This window comes from Streptomyces sp. cg35 (assembly GCF_050410835.1).
In the GTDB taxonomy this organism is placed as follows: Bacteria; Actinomycetota; Actinomycetes; order Streptomycetales; family Streptomycetaceae; genus Streptomyces.
Window position 1 is genome coordinate 4,876,562 of record NZ_CP191268.1, and the last position, 16,401, is coordinate 4,892,962.

General features: G+C 69.3%; 21 protein-coding genes and 1 pseudogene. 14 read left to right on the forward strand and 8 right to left on the reverse strand.

All coding sequences use genetic code 11. The features are described from left to right. Positions 1 to 13 precede the first annotated feature (13 nt). Positions 14 to 280: a hypothetical protein gene (locus ACQUQD_RS22205; RefSeq protein WP_428953873.1), complete on the reverse strand. Its 267-nt coding sequence runs from the start codon at positions 278 to 280 to the stop codon at positions 14 to 16. 30 nt (positions 281 to 310) lie between these two features. Beyond that, the gene (locus ACQUQD_RS22210; protein WP_428953874.1) at positions 311 to 1,567 is read right to left on the reverse strand and encodes an MDR family MFS transporter; all 1,257 of its coding nucleotides are present in this window, start codon (positions 1,565 to 1,567) and stop codon (positions 311 to 313) included. Positions 1,568 to 1,702: 135 nt separating this feature from the next. Between ACQUQD_RS22210 and ACQUQD_RS22215 the strand changes: the two genes are divergently transcribed. Then, the gene (locus tag ACQUQD_RS22215; RefSeq protein ID WP_428953875.1) at positions 1,703 to 2,464 is read left to right on the forward strand and encodes a phosphoglyceromutase; all 762 of its coding nucleotides are present in this window, start codon (positions 1,703 to 1,705) and stop codon (positions 2,462 to 2,464) included. An 85-nt stretch (positions 2,465 to 2,549) separates the two neighbouring features. On the opposite strand, the gene ACQUQD_RS22220 is transcribed toward ACQUQD_RS22215, so the two are convergent. Continuing rightward, on the reverse strand, positions 2,550 to 2,717 hold the full coding sequence (locus tag ACQUQD_RS22220; protein ID WP_428953877.1) for a hypothetical protein: 168 nt from the start codon (positions 2,715 to 2,717) through the stop codon (positions 2,550 to 2,552). A gap of 672 nt (positions 2,718 to 3,389) precedes the next feature. Beyond that, positions 3,390 to 4,319: pseudogene (locus ACQUQD_RS22225) on the reverse strand (tyrosine-type recombinase/integrase); the annotation flags it as partial. 81 nt (positions 4,320 to 4,400) lie between these two features. Between ACQUQD_RS22225 and ACQUQD_RS22230 the strand changes: the two are divergent. The 4 genes from ACQUQD_RS22230 to ACQUQD_RS22245 all read left to right on the forward strand — a co-directional run bounded on the left by ACQUQD_RS22230 (position 4,401) and on the right by ACQUQD_RS22245 (position 6,226). Then, positions 4,401 to 4,715 carry a hypothetical protein gene (locus tag ACQUQD_RS22230; protein WP_428953878.1) on the forward strand — a complete coding sequence of 105 codons (315 nt, stop codon included), beginning with the start codon at positions 4,401 to 4,403 and terminating at the stop codon, positions 4,713 to 4,715. Between the two features lie 113 nt (positions 4,716 to 4,828). Then, positions 4,829 to 5,137 (forward strand): winged helix-turn-helix domain-containing protein, encoded by a 309-nt coding sequence (locus ACQUQD_RS22235; RefSeq protein ID WP_428953879.1) that lies wholly within the window; start codon positions 4,829 to 4,831, stop codon positions 5,135 to 5,137. 289 nt (positions 5,138 to 5,426) lie between these two features. After that, positions 5,427 to 5,741 (forward strand): hypothetical protein, encoded by a 315-nt coding sequence (locus ACQUQD_RS22240; RefSeq protein ID WP_428953880.1) that lies wholly within the window; start codon positions 5,427 to 5,429, stop codon positions 5,739 to 5,741. A gap of 284 nt (positions 5,742 to 6,025) precedes the next feature. Then, positions 6,026 to 6,226: an SCO3870 family protein gene (locus tag ACQUQD_RS22245; RefSeq protein WP_428953881.1), complete on the forward strand. Its 201-nt coding sequence runs from the start codon at positions 6,026 to 6,028 to the stop codon at positions 6,224 to 6,226. 215 nt (positions 6,227 to 6,441) lie between these two features. Here ACQUQD_RS22245 and ACQUQD_RS22250 read toward each other — a convergent pair whose 3' ends face one another. After that, the gene (locus ACQUQD_RS22250) at positions 6,442 to 6,948 is read right to left on the reverse strand and encodes a GNAT family N-acetyltransferase (protein ID WP_428953882.1); all 507 of its coding nucleotides are present in this window, start codon (positions 6,946 to 6,948) and stop codon (positions 6,442 to 6,444) included. 72 nt (positions 6,949 to 7,020) lie between these two features. Between ACQUQD_RS22250 and ACQUQD_RS22255 the strand changes: the two genes are divergently transcribed. From ACQUQD_RS22255 to ACQUQD_RS22265, 3 genes are all read left to right on the forward strand, one after another. Continuing rightward, positions 7,021 to 7,629, forward strand: a complete 609-nt coding sequence (locus ACQUQD_RS22255) for a TetR/AcrR family transcriptional regulator (RefSeq protein ID WP_428953884.1) — start codon at positions 7,021 to 7,023, stop codon at positions 7,627 to 7,629. Next, positions 7,629 to 7,982, forward strand: coding sequence for a VOC family protein (locus ACQUQD_RS22260; protein WP_428953885.1), 354 nt, complete (start codon positions 7,629 to 7,631; stop codon positions 7,980 to 7,982). The genes ACQUQD_RS22255 and ACQUQD_RS22260 overlap by 1 nt, the downstream gene beginning before the upstream one ends. Positions 7,983 to 8,214: 232 nt before the next feature. After that, a complete protein-coding gene (locus ACQUQD_RS22265) occupies positions 8,215 to 9,129 on the forward strand; it encodes a calcium-binding protein (protein WP_428953886.1) in 915 nt (304 codons plus the stop codon). A gap of 58 nt (positions 9,130 to 9,187) precedes the next feature. Here ACQUQD_RS22265 and cpt read toward each other — a convergent pair whose 3' ends face one another. Further along, positions 9,188 to 9,697 carry a chloramphenicol phosphotransferase CPT gene (gene cpt, locus ACQUQD_RS22270; protein ID WP_428957625.1) on the reverse strand — a complete coding sequence of 170 codons (510 nt, stop codon included), beginning with the start codon at positions 9,695 to 9,697 and terminating at the stop codon, positions 9,188 to 9,190. Positions 9,698 to 9,916: 219 nt separating this feature from the next. Between cpt and ACQUQD_RS22275 the strand changes: the two genes are divergently transcribed. Continuing rightward, positions 9,917 to 10,090, forward strand: coding sequence for a hypothetical protein (locus ACQUQD_RS22275; RefSeq protein WP_428953887.1), 174 nt, complete (start codon positions 9,917 to 9,919; stop codon positions 10,088 to 10,090). Positions 10,091 to 10,164: 74 nt separating this feature from the next. Here the strand turns inward: ACQUQD_RS22275 and phoU are convergent, their stop codons facing one another. Continuing rightward, positions 10,165 to 10,845 carry a phosphate signaling complex protein PhoU gene (gene phoU / locus ACQUQD_RS22280; RefSeq protein WP_428953888.1) on the reverse strand — a complete coding sequence of 227 codons (681 nt, stop codon included), beginning with the start codon at positions 10,843 to 10,845 and terminating at the stop codon, positions 10,165 to 10,167. Positions 10,846 to 11,032: 187 nt separating this feature from the next. On the opposite strand from phoU, the gene ACQUQD_RS22285 reads away from it, so the two are divergent. Continuing rightward, positions 11,033 to 12,310, forward strand: coding sequence for a sensor histidine kinase (locus ACQUQD_RS22285; protein ID WP_428953889.1), 1,278 nt, complete (start codon positions 11,033 to 11,035; stop codon positions 12,308 to 12,310). Beyond that, a complete protein-coding gene (locus ACQUQD_RS22290) occupies positions 12,307 to 12,987 on the forward strand; it encodes a response regulator transcription factor (RefSeq protein WP_018527980.1) in 681 nt (226 codons plus the stop codon). The genes ACQUQD_RS22285 and ACQUQD_RS22290 overlap by 4 nt, the downstream gene beginning before the upstream one ends. A 90-nt stretch (positions 12,988 to 13,077) precedes the next feature. On the opposite strand, the gene ACQUQD_RS22295 is transcribed toward ACQUQD_RS22290, so the two are convergent. Beyond that, a complete protein-coding gene (locus ACQUQD_RS22295; RefSeq protein WP_428953890.1) occupies positions 13,078 to 13,743 on the reverse strand; it encodes a DUF461 domain-containing protein in 666 nt (221 codons plus the stop codon). A gap of 625 nt (positions 13,744 to 14,368) precedes the next feature. Between ACQUQD_RS22295 and ACQUQD_RS22300 the strand changes: the two genes are divergently transcribed. From ACQUQD_RS22300 to ispF, 3 genes are all read left to right on the forward strand, one after another. After that, positions 14,369 to 14,851: a CarD family transcriptional regulator gene (locus ACQUQD_RS22300; RefSeq protein WP_003953493.1), complete on the forward strand. Its 483-nt coding sequence runs from the start codon at positions 14,369 to 14,371 to the stop codon at positions 14,849 to 14,851. Between the two features lie 258 nt (positions 14,852 to 15,109). Beyond that, entirely contained in the window at positions 15,110 to 15,859 is a 750-nt protein-coding gene (gene ispD, locus ACQUQD_RS22305) for a 2-C-methyl-D-erythritol 4-phosphate cytidylyltransferase (RefSeq protein WP_428953892.1), read from the forward strand. 13 nt (positions 15,860 to 15,872) lie between these two features. Continuing rightward, entirely contained in the window at positions 15,873 to 16,361 is a 489-nt protein-coding gene (gene ispF / locus ACQUQD_RS22310) for a 2-C-methyl-D-erythritol 2,4-cyclodiphosphate synthase (RefSeq protein WP_428953893.1), read from the forward strand. Positions 16,362 to 16,401: the final 40 nt, after the last annotated feature.

The following is a 16,401-nucleotide window of genomic DNA, read 5'->3' on the forward strand; positions in this document are numbered from 1 at the left end:
CTGCGGCGACGGCTCAAGCCGGGCCCCGCCTCTCCGCCTCGTCGCGGGCGAGCCGGGCCAGGATCGCGTCGGCCTCGGGGTCGGGCACGGCCTCCAGCATCCAGTGCCGCATGACGGCGTGGATCTCGTCGACCCCGGCCGCGTTGATGGCCTTGTCGAACTCCGTGCGGCGCCGCGTGGGGAGCGCCGCACGGATCGCGGGAATGCTGTTGGGCACGTCGACTTCGACGCCGCCCACGAGGGTTCTGGGCGCTTCGTCGGTCCTGGAGACTTCGGACATGTACGGTTCCGTACCCGCCCGACTGCCGCGTCAAGCCGGGGCGTTCTCCACGATCCGGGGCACCGCCGCGACCTGCGCGGACTCCTGCGCGGGCAGGCCCCGCATCAGCATCCAGTACCCGAACGCGGTCACCGTGCCGAGCGCCGCGCACCCCGCCCACAGCCAGCCGGCCCCGGCGGAGTCGAGCACCCAGCCGCCGGCCAGCGGGGCGACCAGCGCGGCCGCCGACCACGACATCGTGTAGACGCCCTGGTAGCGGCCCCGGCCCTCGGCGGGCGCGAGCCGGGCGACGAGGCCGGACTGGGTCGGCGCGTTGATCATCTCGCCCAGGGTCCACACCACGACGGTCAGCGCGTACGCGGCCAGCGACCCGGCGAAGGCGGTGAGGGCGAAGCCGTAGCCGATGAGGAGCGAGGAGACGGCGAGCAGCCGGCCGGGGTCGCGCCGCTCGATGAACCGGGTGAGCGGGATCTGCAGGGCGACGATCACGACGCCGTTGACCGCGGCGACGAGCCCCACGTCCGCACTGGAGAACCCGGTCTCGCCCATGACGATCGGCAGCCCCACCGAGCTCTGCGTGAAGACGACGGCGACGAGGAAGGACAGGCCGACCATCAGCATGAAGCGGCCGTCGCGCAGCACCGTGCCCATGGTGACGGGCGGCGCGGGAACGCCGGACACCGCGGTGCGCTCCGGCCGCGACTCCTTGACCTTCGCGAAGACGACGCAGGCGCACGCGAGGGTCATCCCGGCCTCGACGAGGAACCCGAAGGTGTAGCTCTGGGCGACGAGGAAACCGGCGTAGACCGAGGAGACCGCGAACCCGAGGTTGATCGCCCAGTAGTTCAGGGAGAACGCCCGCACCCGGTCCTCGGGACGCACGATGTCGGCCATCATCGCCTGGATCGCGGGCCGCGACGCGTTCGAGGCGAGACCGAGCACGAAGCCCGTGACGGCGATGCCGACCGGGTCGCGCACGAAGGCCAGGACGGCGACGGTCACGGCGGTGGCGAGCTGGGCGCCGAGCAGGGTCGGCCGCCGCCCGAGCCGGTCGGCGAGCACCCCGCCCAGCATCGAGGCGATGACGCCGCCGAGCCCGATGAGCGAGGCGACGAGCCCCGCGTACGCCGCCGAGAAGCCGCGCTGCGCGGTCAGGTACAGCGCGAGGAAGGTCAGGACGAAGCCGCCGAGCCGGTTGACCAGCGTGCTGGTCCACAGCCACCAGAACTCGCGGGGGAGCCCGGCGACAGAGTCCTTGGCGGCACGTCTGAGCGCGGCGACTGACATGGGTGCATCCCCCGGGGTCTATGTAAGCGGTGTGGCAGGCATACGTAACTTACGACCGGGGTATATGAGGGGGCCACTCAATTGACGACCACCGTCAATCGGCGGCGACGAGGGCGGTCGATTAGGCTCGGCACCATGGCCGACGCACCGTACAAGCTGATCCTCCTCCGCCACGGCGAGAGCGAATGGAACGCGAAGAACCTGTTCACCGGCTGGGTGGACGTCAACCTGAACGAGAAGGGCGAGAAGGAGGCGGTCCGCGGCGGTGAGCTGCTCAAGGACGCCGGCCTGCTCCCCGACGTGGTCCACACCTCGCTCCAGAAGCGCGCGATCCGCACGGCCCAGCTGGCGCTGGAGTCCGCCGACCGCCACTGGATCCCCGTCCACCGCAGCTGGCGCCTGAACGAGCGCCACTACGGCGCCCTGCAGGGCAAGGACAAGGCGCAGACCCTCGCCGAGTTCGGCGAGGAGCAGTTCATGCTGTGGCGCCGTTCCTACGACACCCCGCCGCCGCCGCTCGACCGCGACGCCGAGTACTCCCAGTTCGAGGACCCGCGCTACGCGACCCTCCCGCCGGAGCTGCGCCCGCAGACGGAGTGCCTCAAGGACGTCGTCGTCCGCATGCTCCCGTACTGGTTCGACGGCATCGTCCCCGACCTCCTGACCGGCAAGACGGTCCTGGTCGCGGCCCACGGCAACTCGCTCCGCGCCCTGGTCAAGCACCTCGACGGCATCTCCGACGCGGACATCGCCGGCCTGAACATCCCGACGGGCATCCCGCTCTCCTACGAGCTCGACGCCGACTTCAAGCCGGTGAAGCCGGGCGGCACGTACCTGGACCCGGACGCGGCCGCGGCGGCGATCGAGGCGGTCAAGAATCAGGGCAAGAAGAAGTAAGCGCCTACGAAGGAGCCCCTCACCAGCAGGTTTGCTGCTGGTGAGGGGCTTTTTGGTGGGCTGGGGCCGCCTCTGGGTCGTGGGGCTAGACGAGACGGATGCGGGCCCGGACCGTCACGAGGAAGAGCGTGGGCAGCGTGAAGACGGGAGCGACCCCTGCGTGTGCGCTCAGTGCAGCTCCGCCAGCGGCGAGGAGCCAGAACGGCAGCTCCCGAGGCGCGAGGTCGATCTGGAGCGTATGCCGTGGCACCATAGACGTCTCCTTGGGTTTCATGATTTCTCCTGTCGATGGAGCGATGAATGCACCGAAGGGGGTGAGGGGCCGCCCGGGCTAGGGGTGGCCCCTCTTTTTCGGTGCGGCAGGACTTTAGCCCGTCGCGCCTCTGATGTGCAAAACCTGTTGTGCGCGAACCCGTTATTCCCCGGAGGGGCCTGTTCCGTTTGTGGAGTGGGTGCAAGGTTGCAATGTTTGCTCACTGTCTTCTGGTTCTGGTTGTCTCTCGGAGAGACTTTTCGAGACGTCTGCACTTCGAGACTTGTGCGCGTCTGTACGTCTGCACTTCGAGGTGTCTGTACGTCTCCACTTCCAGGCGTTGAACAGCCATGAAGCGTCGCACCTTACTAGGTGAGAAGTCATGAGTCTCAGAACGTTGGAGTAGAACTTCAGTAGATGTGGGATGGGGCGGATCGGAGGTTGGACACTAGTGGCGAAGACAAGCGAACGGGAGTTGTTCGGGAAATAGGTTGGGAACCGGTAGTCGTGAACAAGTAGTCGCGAACTGGAAGAGTGACACTTATGAAGTGAAGCGAACGGGAGTTGTTTGGGAAATAGGTTGGGAGCCGGTAGTCGTGAACAAGTAGTCGCGAACCAGAAGGGTGACATTTCCCGAGTGAAGCGGGGAGTAGAAGAGGAACCTTCATGTGGCTGTTCGAAGACAGACGCGATGGCCTTGCGGGTTCGCTCCTGGCTCGACGGCATCAGGTGGGCGTACACGCGGAGCGTGAGCCCAGGGTCCGAGTGCCCGAGGTACTCGGCGACGGCCTTGATGCTCTCCCCGGCGTCCAGGAGCACCGAGGCGTAGAAGTGCCGGAGTGCGTGCATGCCGTTCTCGCGGGACTCGGCGTACGGCTGTCCGCGTTCAGGAACAGGGATCACCTCGGCGCCAGCCAGGGCACGTTTCCACGCCTCCTCGTTCAGCGAGGTGCGCCAGACGTGACCGCCCCGAGGCCCGGTGAAGACCAGTCGCTTGGTCACTGGCGGCCCGTCCGCCACCTTCCACGGCAAGGTGACCTCGACAGGCGGGAACCGCTTCATGTGGGTGCGAAGCGCGTCAGCGACCGGACCGGGAAGCGGTACATCCCGCAGCTTGCCGCCCTTGGGCGGGGCGAACACGGCCTTGCTGCGGCTCAGCTTGAGTTGCTGGACCACGTGGAGCGTGTCCGACTCGAAGTCGATCGCGTCGACTGCGACACCGAGGATCTCGCCTTGGCGGAGCCCGCAACCGGCGCCCAGGTCGACCATGGCTTGGAAGCGCTCGGGCCTGCTGGCCCGGACAGCGAAGACTCGCTCTGACGTCCACGGGAGCACGCGCTTCGTGTCGACGACCGGCGGCCGGACGGACCGGGCAGCACAGGGGTTCCGGGGAAGGTGTCCGTCGTCCACGGCTGCGCTCAAAGCAGCCCGTACGTTGGAGTAGATCGTCCGGGCATACGACCCCCTGACGCCGTTCTTTTGGAGCTGGCGCACCCAGTCGCGGACATGCGCAGGCTGGAAGGAGCCGAGCGGACGCGTACCCAAGTACGGGAAGGCGTGCAGCCGTAGCTGCGACTCCATCAAGGCTTGGGTGTTGGGGTCGGGCGCCGTCTAATACCTCCACCGCATCGTTGCAGGCATTCTCGGCCTGAACCCCTAGCCTGCCGAGACGAGGGAGGGGACATGGGACAGCAGACGCGACGGATCCTCGTCGGCATAGTCGCCGGCCTCGCCATCGCCGGTGTCGCCATCGCTGTGACGAATGACGGCGGGGCGGATACGGGGGGCCTCGACAAGAAGAGCTACCTGGCGGGGTGCCACGACTCCTTCGCCGATACGTACATCCCCACGGACACACGCAGCCGGGACGAGGTCGAGCTGAGCTGTGATGCCATGTACAGGAGGAGAGAGTTGGCGGAACCCTCGTATGTAGATCACCGCTCGTGGGTGGTCGGGTGCGCGGACTTTGCGCAGAACAAGGACTCGCGGTTCGGATAGGGCGCAGGGCGTGGCGGACTGGGCGACGCAGCCGCCGTTCCACCGACCTCACGTCTTCGACAGGATCACCGGTTCAACGGACGCCGCTAGTGTCGCGATCCTAGATTGACCACATGAACCTGACACCTCATGAGGTGCTTGGTCGTTGGCTCCTCACGACCCTCGGCGAGATGAGCGGAGCAGGCTCGAAGCAAGCGGTGCTTCGGCGCATGCGGGATCGGTACGGATCACAACTTACTGATACCGATCTCCTGCCACAGCCGTCCAACGGCGAGATCAAGTGGGAGAACCGAACGGCTTGGCAGCGGAACCGGATGGTCAAGGCTGGCCTACTCAAGCCGTTCAAGACATACGGCGACCCGTGGGCGCTGACGGAGGCCGGATGGGACGAGTACAGGGCCCTTTCCGTCCAGGACAGGTGAGTTCCGCCAGGCGTGCCAGACCCGTGCCAGGTTGGGCGGGGAACTACGGGAAACGGCGGTGCAACGGGCCATCAGCGTCGAGGCTCAGAATGCCACTTCGTCGCAGGTCAGACCGCCAACTCCGCCTAGATCACCAGAGCTTCCCAAGCTGATGTCCTGAGCGCAGTCCTCGCACTGATGTCTCTGTCCTCACCGTTTCGGGGACATCGTTCAGCGTGGTGTTGTTCTGGAACGAACCTGGGGGAGACCTCCGGCGACCCGTTCAAGGCCAGCTGAGGGAGATGGGCCCGTGACAAGGCACGACGAAGCGCAGATGCCAATGCGGACGGCTGGCTACGCCAAGAGGGTGCTGAGTCCTCAGCGTCTTCTCGACGTCCCTCTGGCTGAGCTTCTCGCTGAACTGGCCGTCACGTTGGAGGAGTCTTCGATCGCCGACCCAAGCTTCACGGGTGCTGCTGTCGTCACCCGGGACCGCTTGATTCTTTCGATGAGAACAGGCCAACCGAACACAGAGCGCGAGGTGGTTGCACGAGCCCTATTGGGACGCGTGCTTGGCGTGCCGCTGTCGCTGTTGCCTGAGCCCTACCGGATGAGTGAGGTCTGAGTCGGCCGGCTGTTTGGGCCGTCCCTGGGCCGTCCGAGGCTGCTCAACTGTGGCCAATGACGACCAACGACGACCGCCAGGCGCCCGAACCCACTGCCCCTGATCAGCAAAAACCCAGGTCACTAAGATCCCCGGCAACACTCAGGGCAAGAAGAAGTAGCCCGACACCCAAAGCCCCCGACCTGCGAGTTCTTCGCGGGGCGGGGGCTTTGGCAGGTACTCCCGGCATGGGGACAGGTAGCCTCAAGGGTGATCAGTCGTCTCTTGGCTTGGGGGAAGTACCAATGACGAAGGGCCCGTTCGTCGCCATGGCCGCCGTGACCGCCATGCTCGGAACCGCACTCGGTTCCCTCGCGCTCCAGCTCCGTGCAAACGGCTATGAGCAGTACGTCCAATCCGTCGCCACCTTCAGCGTTCTCATGTTCGTCACCGCGGCCCTGACCATGGTGACGTGGGTCCGCGACGGTCGGACTCACACGAATTGAGCTGCGCCCGCGAGGGGCGACCGTGCCGCATCCGTGCCCGGTAGACCAGGGCCCGGCGGGGAACGGCCGCCATCGACGGGCACCGCGCGTGTTGAAGGCCCCTGACCAGCACCATCGGTCAGGGGCCTTCGACATGCGTGGTGGGGAGGGGATGTGATGCCGCGGTGGCGCGCGCATCCGGCAAGCCCTCAGCAGGAGCAGCTCCCAGGGTCGCCTCAGAGGTCGAGATCCCAGTGCTGGCCCACGAGAGCGCGGCCGAAACCGGCGTGGGGTTCCTCGGTCGTGAGGGTGAAGCCGAAGTGCTCGTAGATCCGGCGGGCCGAGACCAGGTTGTCGGTGGTCCACAGGGTCACCTGCCGGTAGCCGGCCTCGCGGGCGAAGGCGAGGGACTGCTCGACGAGGCGGGTGCCGAGGCCGAGCCCCCGGGCGGCCGGGGTGACGAGCAGGACGCGCAGCTTGGCCACTCCCGGCCGGTCGTCGGCGACCAGGAAGACGCAGCCCGCGCGTTCGCCGTCGACCTCGGCGATCCAGGCCGCCTCGCCGGCCGGGGAGTGCTTGGCCGCGTAGTCGCCGACGATCTTGGCCACCAGAACCTCGAAATCGGTGCTGAAGCCGAACTGCCGCGCGTACAGCTCGCCGTGGGCCATCACCACCCAGCCCAGGTCGCCAGGACGGTCGGCGCGGCGGATCACGGCCTGCCGCTGAGGGGCTTCCTTGGGCATTGCGCACTCTCCGGAACCATGTGTTGCTCTACGTTACTGACACGACTGTTTCAGTTGGCTTAGGCTAGGACCATGCCCCCGAAGACGGCAAACCCGTCCGCACGCCAGACCCAGTTGCTCGAAGCCGCCTACGAGTACGCGCTCGCGCACGGTCTGGCCGATCTGTCGCTGCGCCCGCTGGCCGAGGCCATCGGCTCCAGCACCCGCGTGCTGATGTTCCTCTTCGGCAACAAGGACGGACTCGTGCGAGCGCTGCTGGAGCGGGCCCGCACCGACGAACTGGCGCTCCTGGCGAGCCTGCGCCCGGCCGACGGCCCGGTCGGCCTGGTTCCCGCGGCCGAGCAGGTGTGGGGGTGGCTCAGTGCCGAGGAGCACCGCCCGCTGCTGCGGCTGTGGGCCGAGGCGTACGCCCGCTCCCTCGTCGAGCCCGACGGCCCCTGGGCCGGGTTCGCCAAGGCCACCGTGGACGACTGGCTCGACGTGCTGGCCGCCTGCCAGCCGCAGCCGGAACGCGGGGGAGAGGACGGTGCCGCCCGCCGCACCCTGACGCTGGCGGTCCTGCGCGGGGCCCTGCTCGACCTGCTCGCCACCGACGACGAACGCAGGGTGACCGCCGCGGTCCGGCATCAACTGGCAATACTGCGCTGCGCGGACGGCCCCGGTGAGCCTAGGCTCGGCTGATGACCTTGGAATGGCACAACGTGATCGTTCACGCCGAGGACCCGGAGGCCCTGGGCAAGTGGTGGGCCGACGCGCTGGGTTGGGTTGTCGTCCACACCTCTGACGTGGAGTTCGCGATCCGCCCGGAGCAGGATCGCCGGCCGGGGCTGGAGTTCGTCCTGCTGGAGGAGAGCAAGAAGTCCAAGAGCCGGCTGCACCTCGACTTCGTGCCCGACGACCAGGACGCCGAGGTGGCCCGTCTCGAAGGTCTCGGCGCCCGGCGTGTCGACATCGGCCAGGGGGAGCAGTCGTGGGTGGTCATGGCGGACCCCGAGGGCAACGAGTTCTGTGTGCTCGGCCGCCGCTCCCAGTAAGCACCCGGCGGGGCAGTCGTCATGGGCGTAGGCCGAGCAGCACGACGCCCCGTGAACTTCCGTCGAAGCATGCCCGGCCAGTAGATGTACTGCCGCCATAGATTCACCCATCGACACAGGTCAGACCATGTGCGGGCAGCTCGCGGCGGCGTATGTGCGGGGTGCAACCAAGGGGCGCCTCGGCGAGTCACTTGTGGTCGTCGGAGACACACACTCCCCACGGAGGCTCGTCATGCTCGCTCACCTCATCGGCCGCCGGACGTTACGTGCCGCGTCCGCGCTGACCCTCGCTCTCGGCGCGGGGCTCGCCGCCCCGGCCGTCCTCGGCGGCCCGGCCGCCGCCGCGACCCCGTCGGCCACCGCCGCGCTCGACTCCAGCGGCCACTTCGCCGTCTACACCGCCGCCGCCGGGCAGACCAACCAGGCGGCCGTCACGGCTTCCAGGACCGAGGGCTCCGCGGACATCACCTATGTGATCGACGACGTCGTCCCCGTCGACGCCGGGACCGGCTGCGCGTACCCGGACGGCGCGGACCGCACCAAGGTCTCCTGCACGGTCACCACGCTGGAGAGCCAGGACCCGTACGCCACACTGAAGTTGGACCTCGGCGACGGCGACGACGTCGTCAGCTACGACAACGCCACCGGCCAGACCTACAACTTCGCCTCGATCAGCCTCGGCGAAGGCGCCGACCGGCTGACCGACACCGGCACCGTCGACGGCAACGCCGTGCTCGGCGGCGCGGGCGACGACGACATCACGGTGGGCGCCGCCGCGGTGGTCCTCGGCGGCGACGGCGCCGACACGGTGCACGCCGCCGGCGGCGGGGCCGTCGTGCAGGGCGGCGCGGGCGACGACGCGCTCACCGCCGACGGCGACGCGAGCTCCGTGCACGGCGACGCGGGCGACGACGTCATCCACGGGGGCGCGGCCGACCAGAACCTGTCCGGCGACGACGGCGACGACCTGATCCACGGCGGGACCGGCAACGACTTCCTGTACGGCGGCAAGGGCGCCGACGTCCTGTACGGCAACAGCGGCGACGACACCCTGTACGGGAACAGCGGCAACGACAGGCTGTACGGCGGCCCCGGCAGGGACACGCTCTCCGGCGGCCCGGGGACGAACGTCGTCCACCAGGACTGACCCCGGCCCCACCGGTACCGAAATCCTGGTCCCGGTACCGGTACCGGGACCGTCGCCGTCAGCCGACGCGACGCGCGATCTCCCGCGCACACTCCAGCGCCTCGGTCCGCGTCGTGTCGACGACGACGTCGTACGTCACGCCCTCGTGCACCAGCTCCGCCTGCGCCGCCGCCATCCCGGCGACCCGGTCGCCCCGGGCCACCTCCCGGCCCGCCGCGACCCCGGCGTCGCAGCGCACTCCGACCCACAGCACGTCCAGGCCCCGCAGGGCCGTCCGCCAGCGGTCCTGGGAGGCGGGGCCGCCCAGGAACACCTCGTCCACGACGACCCGCGCCCCGGCCGCCGCCATCGCGGCGACCCCGGCGATCCACGCGGCCTCCACCTCGCGGAACGCGGGCCCGACGGTCACCGAGCCGTCGGCCCCGAAGTCGATGCCCGCGCCGGACGACGGCAGCGCGTCGACGAGAGTGTCGGTGCCGAGCGTGAGCCAGGGCCCGGGGAGCAGGGACTGGAGGCAGCGGGCGATGCCCGACTTGCCGGAGCTGGAGCCACCGTTGAGGACGATCACATGGGTCACCGTCGCACCGTAGGGCCCGCGACGAACGGACGGCCAGCCCAAGACGGCCGAAGCACTCGCACCCGCAACGGTGCTCGTCCTGCTCCCCATCGGCACCGCTGGACACACAGTGGTCAACTGCCGCGCTCGTATGCGCCGTTGATGCGCCCGTCCGGCTGGGCATGCAATGGGGGAGGTACTCCACCGCGGAGGCCACCGAGGAGGGAACCCATGGCTGCCGAGTCCCCCAGGCCCGACCGGACACCCGAAGCGCCGGTCGCCGCCGTCCAAGTGAGCCGTCCCGTCCCGCAGTTGGTGCTGCTCGGGGCCTGCGGCTGCGGCTCGGGCTGCGGCTGCGGCTGCCAGTCGGGATCGCCGTGCCAGTGCGGCGGCTGCTGCGGCTGACCCGCCGGCGGACACCGCGGGGCCCCGCACCCGGCAGGGGTGCGGGGCCCCGGCGTACGGACCGGAAGGTGCCGTCAGGCGGTCTCGACGGCCGCGGCCGACGCCTGCACCTCGTCCGCGTGCTCACCCGTCACCAGGTACACGACGCGCTTGGCGACCGAGACCGCGTGGTCGGCGAACCGCTCGTAGTAGCGGCCCAGCAGCGTCACGTCCACGGCCGTCTCGATGCCGTGCTTCCACTTCTCGTCCATCAGGTGCTGGAAGAGCGTGCGGTGCAGCTGGTCCATCTCGTCGTCGTCCTGCTCCAGCTGCATCGCCAGATCGACGTCCTTGGTGATGATCACCTCGGCGGCCTTCGCCATCAGACGCTGCGCGAGCTGGCCCATCTCCAGGATGGTCGCGTGCAGGTCGTGCGGCACGGCCCGCTCGGGGAACCGCAGCCGCGCCAGCTTGGCGACGTGCTGCGCCAGGTCCCCGCTCCGCTCCAGATCGGCGCTCATCCGCAGCGAGGTGACCACGATCCGCAGATCGGTCGCCACCGGCTGCTGCCGCGCCAGCAGGGCTATGGCCCGCGCCTCCAGGTCGTGCTGCAGATCGTCGACCTTCTGATCGGCGGCGATCACGCTCTCGGCGAGCTTCAGGTCGGCGTCGAGCATGGCCGTGGTGGCGCGCCCGATCGCCGACCCGACAAGGCGGGCCATCTCGACCAGGCCCTCGCCGATCGAGTCAAGTTCCTCGTGGTACGCGTCACGCATACGAACGTTCCCTCTCTCTCCGTGCGGCCGGATCAGCCCCACGGTCCCACGTTCGGCCCTGTACGCGTCCGAATCCGGCACCCCAAGTGAACCAACCCCGTATCCAAGGTGAACTCTGGGCGACGAGTGTTCGAGCTACCACCCGGACGGCTGTGGAGGACCGGCTCACCCCGCATAACCTGAAGACATGGACGTGAACGCGGCGGTCGCCGCAGCAGCAGCGATCGCCGGAGTGTGCACCGGTGTCATCGCCATGCTGGCGTTCCGCTGGAGCGAACGCGACCAGAAGCGCCCCACCCGCACCTCCCTGCACACGGACCCGGTCCTTCCGCCCGGTGTCGACACGGTCCTCTCGGTCCTGCGCTCCTCCGCCGTCGTCCTCGACGAGGGCGACAGCGTGGTCAAGGCCAGCTCGGCGGCGTACGCCCTCGGGCTCGTCCGCGGCGGGAAGCTCGCGGTCGAGCCGATGCTGCAGATGGCCCGCGACACCCGGCGCGACGGCGAGATACGCCAGGTCGAGCTGGACCTGCCCCGGCGCGGCACGGGCCGCGGCGACGCCCTGGCCGTGTCGGCCCGCGTCGCCCCGCTCGGCTCCCGGCTCGTGCTGCTGCTGGTCGAGGACCTCACCGAGGCCCGGCGCATCGAGGCTGTACGGCGCGACTTCGTCGCCAACGTGAGCCATGAGCTGAAGACCCCGGTCGGCGCCCTCTCCCTGCTCTCCGAGGCGGTCATGGACGCCTCCGACGACCCCGAGGCCGTCGAGCGCTTCGCCGGCCGCATGCAGATCGAGGCGACCCGCCTGACCAGCCTGGTCCAGGAGCTCATCGACCTCTCCCGGGTGCAGAACGACGACCCGCTGGAGGACGCCGAACCGGTCCGCGTCGACGAGCTCGTCGCCGAGGCCATCGACCGCTGCCGCCAGCCCGCCGCCACCAAACAGATCACCATGGCCGCGGGAGGCACCGCCGACCTGCAGATCTGGGGCAACCGCGGCCAGCTCGCCGCCGCCCTCGGGAACCTGGTGGAGAACGCGGTCAACTACTCGCCGGCCCGCACGCGCGTGGGCATAGCCGCGCGCCGGGTGACCGCACCCGGCGGGGACCTCATAGAGGTGGCCGTCACCGACCAGGGCATCGGCATCTCCGACAAGGACAAGGAGCGCATCTTCGAGCGCTTCTACCGCGTCGACCCGGCCCGCTCCCGGGCCACCGGCGGCACCGGCCTCGGCCTCGCCATCGTCAAGCACGTGGCCGCCTCGCACGGCGGCGAGGTCACGGTGTGGAGCTCCGAGGGGCAGGGCTCCACCTTCACGCTGCGGCTGCCCGAGGCGGCCGCCACCCGCGGTCCCCAGAAGACCCTTCGAGCCACAGGCCCCGGAGACGTACGCGACGAAGACGACGCACACGGGCCCGACCACACAACCGCATACGAATCCATTCCTGCCGCCCCGGAGGTCCTTCCGTGACCCGAGTGCTCGTCGTAGAGGACGAGGAGTCCTTCTCCGACGCCCTGTCGTACATGCTCCGCAAGGAGGGTTTCGAGGTCGCCATCGCGGCCACCGGGCCCGACGGCCTCGACGAGTTCGAGCGCAACGGCGCCGACCTCGTCCTGCTCGACCTGATGCTGCCCGGCCTGCCCGGCACGGAGGTCTGCCGCCAGCTGCGCGGCCGCTCGAACGTCCCGGTCATCATGGTGACCGCCAAGGACAGCGAGATCGACAAGGTCGTCGGTCTCGAAATAGGAGCCGACGACTACGTCACCAAGCCCTTCTCCTCCCGCGAACTGGTCGCCCGCATCCGGGCCGTCCTGCGCCGCCGCGGCGAGCCCGAGGAGGTCGCCCCGCAGGCCCTGGAGGCGGGCCCGGTCCGGATGGACGTGGACCGCCACGTCGTCACGGTCTCCGGCTCCAAGGTCGACCTCCCGCTGAAGGAGTTCGACCTCCTGGAGATGCTGCTGCGCAACGCGGGCCGCGTCCTGACCCGTATGCAGCTCATCGACCGGGTCTGGGGCGCGGACTACGTCGGCGACACCAAGACCCTGGACGTCCACGTGAAGCGCCTGCGCGCCAAGATCGAGCCGGACCCGGGGGCCCCGCGCTACCTCGTGACGGTGCGCGGCCTGGGCTACAAGTTCGAGCCGTAGGCCGCCGCCTGCGCGGCCCCGTACAACGCCTGAGGGCGGACCCCGATCGCTCGGGGTCCGCCCTCAGGCGTTGTACGCGTGGCTACCGGCTCAGTGGCCCGCGGCGCTGTGCGAGGCCGACGCCGTGGCGCCCGCGTTCGGCGACGCGGTGTCCGAAGCCGAGCCCGACGGGGACGGCGAGCCCGACGCGGACTCGGAGGCGGAGGTGGACGGCGAGGCCGAGGTGCTCGGCGTCGCCGGCATCTCGCTCGGCCCCCACTTCTCGAAGTAGCTCTCGGCCGGGACCACGAACGCCTTCATCTTCACGTCACCGGTCTTGCTGAACCCGAACGTGATCGCCTGGGCGTTCCCGTCGAGGACCGCGGTCCGGCTGTTGGGCAGCTCGGCGGAGGCGTTGCCCTTGCCGCCGAGGACGACCGAACCGCCGGCCGGGACCGTGATGGTCGAGCCACCCTTGGCGCCCGTCAGCTTCGCGGTCTTGCCGACACCGTCGACCGTGACCGAGTCGAGGGTCTGGTTCGTGGTGCCGTTGTTGAAGAGCGTCGCGGTGATCACGGCCGGGCCCTTGGACGTACGGTCCGGCTGCGTGATGACGGTGGCGTTCTGGATCTTGATGTCACCGACCGAGGTCGCGGCGTTGTCCGGCTTGACCTCGAGCGTCTGGGCGTTGCTGCCGGCACCGCACGCAGCGAGCGAGGCGATCGAGAACGCGATGGCGGCGGCGGCGAGGGCGCCGCGTCGAAGGCTGCTGCTCACGGCGGCGGCATCTCCTTGAACGTGGGCGGAGCGGACGGCATCCAAGGTGTGTAAAGCCGTCCTAAGGGACTGTCAGCGGCCTTAGGCTACCGAGCCGTTCCGAGGTCATCGCACCCGACCCGCCCCAAGACCCCGTCACGGCGTGCGGAGCACCGCCGGACGGCAGCGGAACACCCCGTGCTCCCCGCACTCCCCACGGTCACCATTGGCACCCTGTTCATCATTCACATAACCGCAGTCCAGCGGCTCGTGCGGATTTCCGGTAAGGAATGCATGACGGTCCGGAAAAACGATCACTCGGAGCCGGGAATCGCGGTGATCAATTCCGGATTCGTCTCGAACGGACCTCCGGGTCCACGAACGGAGTAGCGGAAGTTCATCGCTTCGAACTACGCAAACCGGGACGTTCGACCCCTTGAGGCCCTGTTCGGCCAGCCGTAACGTACGTGTTTCGGCTCCGCCGGAGAGCCGCTCCGACCTGCGAATACCGTGCTCCGCTACCCCTCCGCAGCACGTTCCTGTTGTTGTTGTCAAGCCCCGAGATATGCCCTGACCTGCGAAAACGCCATTCAGAACCCGCCGTTTCCGTGTTACCCTGGATAGCCACGGAAGGGGTACCTGTCACATGACGTTCAAGGTTGGCGACACCGTGGTCTATCCCCATCACGGGGCCGCGCTGATCGAGGCTATCGAAACTCGCCAGATCAAAGGCGTGGACAAGACCTACTTGGTGCTGAAGGTCGCCCAGGGCGACCTGACGGTACGTGTGCCAGCGGACAATGCGGAGTTCGTCGGCGTGCGTGATGTGGTCGGTCAGGACGGGCTCGACCGGGTCTTCGAGGTACTGCGCGCGCCGTACGCCGAGGAGCCCACGAACTGGTCGCGCCGTTACAAGGCAAACCTGGAGAAGCTCGCTTCGGGCGATGTCATCAAGGTCGCGGAAGTCGTGCGTGACCTGTGGCGTCGCGAGCGCGAGCGCGGACTGTCCGCGGGTGAGAAGCGCATGCTCGCCAAGGCTCGCCAGATCCTGGTGAGCGAGCTCGCTCTCGCGGAGAACACGAACGAGGACAAGGCCGAGGCCCTGCTCGACGAGGTTCTCGCGTCCTGATACGCGCTGCCGCCGCGTAGGAACAATGCCGTGGCGCCCGCTGACGCTGATCGTGTCGCCGGGCGCTGCGGCATGTTCGTACCCGCACATCCCCCGCATATTCCTGCCGGATATCCCTGGCGGGAACGCCCGCTTTGGGTGTGCCGGGCCCGGGCAGCTGGCTCGACCAGTGTCACGGAAGGGTCCGGTCAAGAAGTCGCGCCCGACACGATGTGGCCATACCCACCACCCCCGAGCGTACAAACCTGAACGGAAGCGATGTCTGACGAAACGCGTCCCGTTGCCGGTGGCGCCCGCACCGCGGTCGTGATTCCGGCCGCCGGACGGGGCGTACGCCTCGGTCCGGGCGCCCCCAAAGCGCTCCGCGCGCTCAATGGCACCCCGATGCTGATCCACGCCGTCCGCGCCATGGCGGCGTCCCGCTCCGTCTCCCTCGTCGTGGTCGTCGCGCCGCCGGACGGCGCCGCCGAGGTCAAGAGCCTGCTCGCCGACCACGCCCTGCCCGAGCGGACCGACTTCGCCGTCGTGCCGGGCGGCGAGTCGCGCCAGGAGTCCGTGAAGCTCGGGCTCGACGCGCTGCCGCCCGGCATCGACATCGTGCTCGTGCACGACGCGGCCCGGCCGCTGGTCCCGGTCGACACGGTCGACGCGGTCATCGAGGCCGTCCGCGACGGGGCACCGGCCGTCGTGCCCGCGCTGCCGCTCGCGGACACCGTCAAGGAGGTCGTGCCGACGGCCGACGGCTCGCCCGAGCCCGTCGTCGCGACGCCCGTGCGGGCCCGGCTGCGCGCCGTGCAGACGCCCCAGGGCTTCGACCACGCCACGCTCGTGCGCGCCCACGAGACCGTCACCGACGACGTCACCGACGACGCCAGCATGGTCGAGCGGCTCGGCCTGCAGGTCGTGCTCGTGCCCGGGCACGAGGAGGCGTTCAAGGTGACGCGACCGCTCGACCTGGTCCTCGCCGAGGCCGTACTCGCCCGCAGGAGGGCCAACGATGGGTTCTGACCACTCTGGCCACATGGTCCTTCCGCAGGTCGGCATCGGGACCGACATCCACGCCTTCGAGGAAGGCCGTGAGCTGTGGTGCGCCGGGCTGAAGTGGGAGGGCCAGGGGCCCGGGCTCGCCGGGCACTCCGACGCCGACGTCGTCGCGCACGCCGCCTGCAACGCCCTGTTCTCGGCCGCCGGGCTCGGTGACCTCGGGCAGCACTTCGGGACCGGACGGCCCGAGTGGGCCGGCGCCGGCGGGCTGACCCTGCTGGCCGAGGCCGCGCGCATCGTGCGCGAGGCCGGGTTCACCGTCGGCAATGTCGCGGTGCAGGTCGTCGGCCCCCGCCCCAAGATCGGCAAGCGGCGCGACGAGGCGCAGAAGGTGCTGTCGGAGGCGGCCGGGGCGCCGGTCTCCGTGTCCGGCGCGACCACCGACGGGCTCGGCTTCCCCGGCCGGGACGAGGGCCTGATGGCGATCGCGACCGCGCTGGTGGTGCGGACCCCGGCCGGCTCCTGACCGGCGGCTTGCTGCACATCAGTTGCAGTTAGCATGGCTG